Origin of the sequence: Paeniglutamicibacter sp., assembly GCF_046714615.1 — a bacterium.
Taxonomy (GTDB): Bacteria; Actinomycetota; Actinomycetes; order Actinomycetales; family Micrococcaceae; genus Paeniglutamicibacter.
This window is the reverse complement of sequence record NZ_JBKKAP010000137.1, coordinates 1-1,986: the sequence shown is the minus strand read 5'-3', so window position 1 is coordinate 1,986 and position 1,986 is coordinate 1. Positions and strand designations below refer to the sequence as shown.

Below are 1,986 nucleotides of genomic sequence, written 5' to 3'. Positions count from 1 at the left end.
GGGTGTCGGTATGCGGGGGGGGCGCCCGCTTAATTTGGGGGGGGCGCCGTCGACGCGACAGGTTCAGCCGGAGCCTCGGCCACGGCCTCAGAATTCGAGCCATCACCTTCGGCGTCCAGCTCGAGGTTCACATGGTCCCCGGTGTCCGCTGATTCGTTCAGCGCGGCATCGTCGGTGATCGGCTTGACTGCTTCCGGCCCAGCCGCAGCTGCGGGATTTGCTGGCGTCGAAACCGAGCCGGCTACTTTGGCGGGCTCCGCTTTGTCTGCCGCTTCCGCGTTCGCATCCCGGGGCGCCGCTGCAGGCTTAATGACCGGAGCGGTAACCGGCTTCGCCGGAGCACGGACCGATTTGCCATTGGTAGCGCCGGCGGCAGGCGGGTTGCCCTCCGCGGAACCCTGCGCTGCCGTTTTCCCAGTGTCCTGCGTGGCTTGTGCGGGCTTGGCAACCGGGACTGCAGCAGGCGTTGCAGCGGGGGCCGTCCCGGCCTTGAGAGGCGCAACAGCCGCATTGGTCTTGGGTTCCACGGAAGGGGCAGACATCTTGGCAGCCGCCGGAGTCACGGCGGTGACGCTCTTCGCATCACCGGCGGCAACGACGGGCTTCTTCGCCGGCTGAGGCTTGGCCGGTCCGGACCGGCCATCGGGCTTCGACGCGGAGGCACCCGAGGTTTTTGTCGCTGTCGGTATCGGTTGCCGGGCGGCCGGGGAAATAGGCTGGCCCCCGGGTGCCGAGTTAGCCGGGGAACCCGTCTTGGCCGGACCCGGAACGGGTGCAGCGGCTGCGGGCTTTGCCGGAGAAACGGGCTTGGCCGGGGCTGGGGCGGGCACAACAGCTGCGGGCCTGGCAGGAGAAACGGGCTTGGCCGGAGCCGGAGTGGGCACAACAGCTACCGGCTTGTCCGGAGAAACGGGCTTGGCCGGAGCCGGAGCGGGCACAACGGCTGCGGGCTTTGCCTTGTTGACGGTGGGGTCAAGCGGTTTTGGCGGGCTCGCCACGAAGCGGGCGGCCGTTCCGGTCGCACTGGGTGCCGGCTTGGAGACCTTGTTGCCGGCGGGCGTACCCGTCGAACCTTCTTGCTTATTCCCGGTCGTGACTTGGTATTTCCTGGGCGGACCGGGCTTGGGGGAAACCGCTGCAGGGGTTCCAGGGGTCTTGGCAGTCGCATCACCGGTGACGTCGGCTGGGACGGTGTTCTTCGCTGGCACACCGTTTTTCGACGTTGGCTGCTCCGGCATGTTGGCCTTACCTCACATGAAATCGACAAAGCTTGACTTACGCCGAGCTTTCCACTTACCAAACAAGTCTATGGCGTCGGCACCGCGTGAAGGCAAAACCTCATGTCACCCGGCATTTCTCCGCTTTTGGTGCGCCCGTTCAGGGTTGACGCCCAACCCGTAGGAAACCTCCCCGGAGGGCGATCTGGCCCAATCTGGGGCACCGCCGTTAAAGCAAATGATCTGCGGCCCTGAATCAGGACCGCAGATCATTTCTTTGTGGCGGGGACAGGATTTGAACCTGTGACCTCCGGGTTATGAGCCCGGCGAGCTACCGAACTGCTCCACCCCGCGTCGGTAGATACAACACTACCAGTGCGTTCCCGCCATGCCTAATCGGGCAGTGTTTTCGTCGATGGTTCGCGCTCCGGCCAGCATGTTCCACACACGACCAGGGCGCTTGGATTGATTTCTGCATCAGGAGACGGCTTCAGTGAAATTACCCACCGAGACAACACTCCGCCGGACAAAAGGGAAGGACCCCGACCTGGTTTCCCTGGTCGGGGTCCTTCATTCGTGGCGGGGACAGGATTTGAACCTGTGACCTCCGGGTTATGAGCCCGGCGAGCTACCGAACTGCTCCACCCCGCGGCGATATAACAATCATCGCCGATTGGGTGAACAGTAAGCAAATCCTGGAGGTGTGGGGCCCCGGCCCCAACAGGAGCGGGGGCGCCCCGCGGCGCCCCGGGGGGGGGGCCACCCGAGA

2 tRNA genes are annotated in these 1,986 nt (G+C 65.1%); both read right to left on the bottom strand.

The features are described from left to right. Positions 1-1,497: 1,497 nt before the first annotated feature. Positions 1,498-1,571 (bottom strand) — tRNA-Met (locus tag ACLQ7E_RS15940). A gap of 223 nt (positions 1,572-1,794) precedes the next feature. After that, a tRNA-Met gene (locus ACLQ7E_RS15935) sits at positions 1,795-1,868 on the bottom strand. Positions 1,869-1,986 lie beyond the last annotated feature (118 nt).